At 58.9% G+C, this 3,720-nt stretch carries 7 protein-coding genes; 4 read left to right on the plus strand and 3 right to left on the minus strand.

Annotated features, from left to right (window positions below; translation table 11 throughout):
- Nucleotides 1-264 (minus strand): gamma carbonic anhydrase family protein (locus AB4043_RS20655; RefSeq protein ID WP_442307949.1); only part of this gene is annotated, 264 nt, incomplete at its 3' end.
- A 14-nt stretch (nt 265-278) separates the two neighbouring features.
- Complete coding sequence (locus AB4043_RS20660) at nt 279-713, minus strand: hypothetical protein (RefSeq protein ID WP_442300618.1); 435 nt, start codon at nt 711-713, stop codon at nt 279-281.
- On the opposite strand from AB4043_RS20660, the gene AB4043_RS20665 reads away from it, so the two are divergent.
- The 4 genes from AB4043_RS20665 (at nt 673) to AB4043_RS20680 (ending at nt 2,491) form a co-directional block, all read left to right on the plus strand.
- Entirely contained in the window at nt 673-1,284 is a 612-nt protein-coding gene (locus AB4043_RS20665; protein WP_442307950.1) for an RNA polymerase sigma factor, read from the plus strand. The two genes, AB4043_RS20660 and AB4043_RS20665, sit on opposite strands and share 41 nt — an antisense overlap.
- The gene (locus tag AB4043_RS20670; RefSeq protein ID WP_442300620.1) at nt 1,281-1,604 is read left to right on the plus strand and encodes a hypothetical protein; all 324 of its coding nucleotides are present in this window, start codon (nt 1,281-1,283) and stop codon (nt 1,602-1,604) included. The genes AB4043_RS20665 and AB4043_RS20670 overlap by 4 nt, the downstream gene beginning before the upstream one ends.
- 108 nt (nt 1,605-1,712) lie before the next feature.
- On the plus strand, nt 1,713-1,910 hold the full coding sequence (gene rpsU / locus AB4043_RS20675; protein ID WP_147645753.1) for a 30S ribosomal protein S21: 198 nt from the start codon (nt 1,713-1,715) through the stop codon (nt 1,908-1,910).
- Nucleotides 1,911-2,149: 239 nt separating this feature from the next.
- A complete protein-coding gene (locus AB4043_RS20680; protein WP_442300621.1) occupies nt 2,150-2,491 on the plus strand; it encodes a zinc-ribbon domain containing protein in 342 nt (113 codons plus the stop codon).
- 471 nt (nt 2,492-2,962) lie between these two features.
- Here the strand turns inward: AB4043_RS20680 and AB4043_RS20685 are convergent, their stop codons facing one another.
- Nucleotides 2,963-3,667, minus strand: coding sequence for a LytR/AlgR family response regulator transcription factor (locus AB4043_RS20685; protein WP_442307951.1), 705 nt, complete (start codon nt 3,665-3,667; stop codon nt 2,963-2,965).
- Nucleotides 3,668-3,720: the final 53 nt, after the last annotated feature.

Raw genomic sequence — 3,720 nt, forward strand, 5'->3', positions numbered from 1 at the left:
TCCATGGACAACGGCCGAGTGGCCGATGGTGACCAGCTCACCGATATGGACCGGGTGGACGTAGCGCATGCCGTGCAGCACGGCGCAGTCCTGAATGTTGGTCTTCGATGCGATGCGGATCGCGTTGACGTCGCCGCGAACGACGGCGTTCATCCAGACCGAGCACTGGTCTCCGAAGACGACATCGCCGATCACCTGCGCGGACTGGTCGATATAGCAGCCCTGGCCAATAATGGGCGTCTTTCCCTGGTAAGAGCGGATCATGCGCTCGATTCTACTCACTCTTCGCTGACAACAAGACCCAGGCGCTCCATCTCACGCGCCTGAATCTTGTAGTCGATCCAAAATCCGATGCCGATCGCTACCGGAATCAAACCGCCGGCCGCACCTGCCAGGATCTCCCGAACCTGGAGGATCAGGGTCAGCAGAAGACATGTGGCGATGATGCCGACACCGCAGGCGATCAGAATCAGGGCTGCACGGCGTGCGTTCCCCATGCTGCGCAAAGGGTCGCCGCGCTCCTCGGCGCGCTCGGCGGCGCCGAAGATCTTTTCGATCTGGTCCGGGGGAATACCGCGCTGCAGGGCCACCATACGCTGCTCGACCCTGAGTTTCTTCTCGTGATAGCCAGAGACCATGCCTCCGACGCCCAGGATGGCGATCATTGCGAAGATGGCCACAGGAACGACGAATGGGCTGAAGAATGCGTGCATCTGTTGTACCTCCTTGTGTTCTGCGGGCGTAAGACTGCAGGTCGCAGAGAAAGTTTCAGGCGATGAGGTGAAACTTTCGGCGACAATCTCAGTCCTACCGCCTTTGCAGACTTATCGAGCGCTGCCCACATTTCGAGGAGAGGCGATGCTGTCGACCTACCTGTACCGCATCACGGTGAACGTAGCGCAGGATGAATGGAAGCGCCGCCGCCGTGTCGACGATCCACTGCTTCCCATGTCGACGGGAGAAGAGGATGGCGGTCCAACGCTCGAAGATCGCCTGGCGCATCGGGATCCGGGGGCAGAGCAGCAGCTGCTCTCTGGAGAGTTCTGGTCGATGGTGCAGCAGCAGGTGATGACGCTTACTCCGGTGGAGCGGACCGTGCTCACCCTCTTCCATCAGGAAGAGCAGACCTACGAACAGATTGCGCTGACCCTGAATCTTCCGATTAATACGGTGCGGACGCATCTGCATCGCGCCCGGACACGTCTGAAACAGAGAGTCGAGCAGGCGATGAAGCCGGAAGCAGTGAAGCCCGCAGTTACGATCCACGAAAGGGTAAGGGTATGACCGAAGATCTCGACCGGAATCAGAGTCTCGATCTCCGCATCGCGGAGGCCCTCGATCGCGGACCGCAGGTCCCGGTGCCTGATGGGTTCGCGGCTCGTCTTGTATCCCGTCTGCCGGAGCAGGCTCCAGCGCGGTCCGTGATGCCGGCCTTCCGCTACACCTATTCGCGGCGGCTGGCCATGGTGTGCGTGGCGTTACTGGCAGTGGTTCTGCTGGTGGTGGCTGCCTCCAGGCCGTCGAACTTCATCGTGGCGGAGGCGATTTTTATCGGCGAATTGGCACTGCTGACCCTGTGGCTCTCTTCCCGGCGAACGGCATGATTCAGTTGCACTATTTGCGGTGCAGAAAGCTGGATTTGCTGGCAATTGGCCGAAAATCAGATATTCTTAGACGATCCCTTACCGGGACGGGAGTGAGGTGTATCTCCATTGGCAGAGGTTCGAGTTCAAGAAGGCGAACCCCTTGAAAATGCCCTGCGCCGTTTTAAGCGCAAGGTGCAGCAGGAAGACATTATCAAGGAAGTAAAGCGTCATTCCTTCTACCTGAAGCCGGGTGAGAAGAAGCGCGTGAAGGAAGCCCTGGCCCGCAAGCGCAACCGCAAGAAGTCGCGCAAGGAGCAGGACTAACAGCAGTACCGGGCAGGACCGCGGCACGGATGCCGGCGGTCCTGCCATCCAGGATGTACTTCTCCGCCGAGGTCTTCTTTTTCCGGCGGCGTTCGGCGTACCTAAGTCGTCTAACGAGATATACGGAGCCGGTTCCACGGCTCTCCGGGCCCAAGCACTGACAAAGAAATAGGTTTATGGTTTCTACGCGCTGTCTGGCGTGATGCCTTCTTTTACGTACGTAATGAAAGAAGCCCCCCATGGAGTTTGTGGACCGTATTCTGAAGTGCTCCGACTGTGGCAGTGAGTTCGTCTTCACTGCCGGGGAACAGCTATTTTTCTTCGACAAACAGTTCAAGAACGATCCCAAGCGCTGCAAGCCGTGCAAGGCGAAGCGGGCGGCGCGGGGATCCGGTTCTGCACCTAACACTCGGACTGAGACTCGCACGCAGTGCAGCGAGTGCGGCGTGGAGACGACCGTGCCCTTCAAGCCGACGCAGGGACGTCCGGTCCTCTGCCGTCAGTGTTTCCAGCAGAAGCGCCCGGTAGCCGCCGCGATTGCGGTACCTGATCCCTCCAGCACGCCGATCGCACAGGCTTAGAACTGTATCGACAGACAAATAGCGAAAGGACGCACGGCTTTCTCGAGCATGCAGAGTCCTTTGTTTGTCATTTTCGGACTGATCTGCTTTTCCGGTAAATTGCCCTCAGCGGCTGAAGCCGCTCCTCTTTCGAGCTCTCGTACGGCATGGCTGAAGCCATGCCCTTAAGCAAGACGATCGCGCATTGCGCGATAGATCACTCGAATGAACAAGTTCATTCGAAGTGATTAGCAATGACTATTAGAAAGGCTGCCTCACAATCCTACGAGATGCGCTTCCACGTTCGCGCAACGCGCGAATGCCTTGCTCCGGGGTCCCTGGCCAGCTTTGCTGGCTGGGGTGGTTAAGGGGACGGCTTTTAGCCGTCCCGTACCGGGGAGTAATAAGAAAGCGGCTTCAGCCGCTGAGGTACCAAGCCATTTCCGCAGAGCAGATCCCTCCCAAAAATGGCCGAGACCCACTTATCAAATCCTAAAGCGCCATACGTTCTTTCAACGCCTGTGACTGGCGGCGCGAGAAGATCACTTCGGTCCCGTCCTTCAGCACTGCCCGTACAGCTCCGTCGACTTCCAGTTCCATGCGTGCGATCCATCGCAGGTTGACGATCTGGCTGCGGTTGGCACGGAAGAAATGATCGTCCAATCTCGCCTGGAGTGTTTGCAGGCTGCGCAGAATGAGAGGGCGATTCTCGCCGAAGTGAAGCCGGGCGTAGTTGCCCTCCGCTTCAATCAGCTTGATCTCCACCGCGCGCACCATCCAGGCGCGCTCTCCTTCCCGGATAAAGAACTGGTCGAGAGTCAGCCTCTGCGGCTCGGAGCGATCTTCGGTGAGGACATGTTCAAGGGCGGCTTTCAGGCGCTCCGGTGTAACTGGTTTCAGCAGGTAGTCGGCTGCACGAACCTCAAAGGCTCGCAGCGCGTAGYGATCGAATGCCGTGGTGAAGATCACGGCGGGTGTCTGCTCGCGGCCTGCGATCTCATCGAGCAGATCGAAGCCGGTAGCTCCGGGCATCTCTACATCGAGGAACAGCAGGTCAGGCCGTTCGCGGGCGATCATCTCCTTGGCTTCGGAGACGTTGGCTGCCTCGCCGGCAATGGTCACATCGGGATGGGCCTCCAGAAGGCGGCGCATCTCGGCGCGCGCGCGGCGCTCATCATCAATCAGAAGTGCGCGCATGATCGGTCTCCTCTTCTTTGAGTGGCAGCGTCAGGGTTGCAGTGGCGATCGAG

The sequence above is a fragment of the Terriglobus sp. YAF25 genome (assembly GCF_052113305.1).
In the GTDB taxonomy this organism is placed as follows: domain Bacteria; phylum Acidobacteriota; class Terriglobia; order Terriglobales; family Acidobacteriaceae; genus Terriglobus.

Bases quoted from the DNA above. Each gene is read 5' to 3' on its own strand.
- AB4043_RS20660 (WP_442300618.1), bottom strand. From the start codon at position 713: ATGCACGCATTCTTCAGCCCATTCGTCGTTCCTGTGGCCATCTTCGCA.
- AB4043_RS20665 (WP_442307950.1), top strand. From the start codon at position 673: ATGGCCACAGGAACGACGAATGGGCTGAAGAATGCGTGCATCTGTTGT.
- AB4043_RS20680 (WP_442300621.1), top strand. From the start codon at position 2,150: ATGGAGTTTGTGGACCGTATTCTGAAGTGCTCCGACTGTGGCAGTGAG.
- AB4043_RS20670 (WP_442300620.1), top strand. From the start codon at position 1,281: ATGACCGAAGATCTCGACCGGAATCAGAGTCTCGATCTCCGCATCGCG.